Below are 1,037 nucleotides of genomic sequence, written 5' to 3' on the forward strand. Positions count from 1 at the left end.
TTAGGCGGCAGACAAAATATCGGCGGATACGCCTGTTTCTTAGATCTTGCGCGGATACGCGCTTCTTCCATGCCGGATACGGCAGGTCTCCACATAACAGGTAGTCCACGGTATATCTGCCTGTGTTTATGCTGCTTTTTGCAGTTCCATTTCTGAAATTAAGTCTCTCAAATCCGCATAAACACATGAGGTTCTACGCTTTACTGCAGGAACTTTTGCCTCCAGCAAAGACCTTTCCGTTGCCGGTAAGGGTTTTAAAATTTCACGGATAAAATATCTTGCTCCAATATTGTACGATGCAGATAAATCACAATTATATCTCTTTCCATTCTGAAAGGTACACAGACGGTGATCCTGTATATCACGGTCAATTTTTCCAGATCCGTCAAACGCAAGCCTGCTCGTATTCCATGCACAGATTCGGGAAATCCGTATTCCTTTTCTATGTGCCTGCTGTCCGCATCGTTTCTGGATATCCCGTTTTCTCCACATCTGCAGTTTCTGCTTTTTCTTCCCGGAAAGTTTTCCTTTCATCTCCAGATATTCGAAAACAATCACATCTGCCCTATTTTCTGATGCATAGAAAACGATTTCCCTGGCAATCTTTTTACCAAGTTCTGTATTCAGACGTTTTGCATATGCCCATCTTCCCTGCACCTGGCGGGATCCATGCTCTCTCTGAAATCTTCGGATCCGTCCCAGCACACGGTACATCCGGTCTTTGTCACTGGGAAAGTTAATAAACTTTCTCCCCAGGATAGTTCCGTCTGGACGCATGATGGTACAGACTGCATCCGTATTGATGCCGAGATCCACACTGCAGATCGTTTGTTCTTTGACGGGTGTCCGGTTTAAAGCTACCTCTTCCGCATACGTAAAACGCAGAAAATATTTGTCGTGCTTTTTCTCCAACATTGGTGCCGAAGCTTTTTTGCCCGACCAGTGTTTTCTTAAATATTCCATATCCGTATGTTTCAGCCGCACAGCAAACCATTTCCAGTCATGGCCATCGTACAGTTTTAAAAAGGCCGCATCTT

General features: G+C 44.6%; 1 protein-coding gene. It reads right to left on the reverse strand.

Going from position 1 to position 1,037, the window contains the following annotated elements:
* Window positions 1-126: 126 nt before the first annotated feature.
* The coding region (locus DWZ60_RS18555) for an IS200/IS605 family element transposase accessory protein TnpB (RefSeq protein WP_119222186.1) at window positions 127-1,037 on the reverse strand (911 nt) is incomplete at its 5' end.

The sequence above is a fragment of the Blautia sp. AF34-10 genome, from assembly GCF_003477865.1.
Lineage (GTDB): Bacteria > Bacillota > Clostridia > Lachnospirales > Lachnospiraceae > Fusicatenibacter > Fusicatenibacter saccharivorans.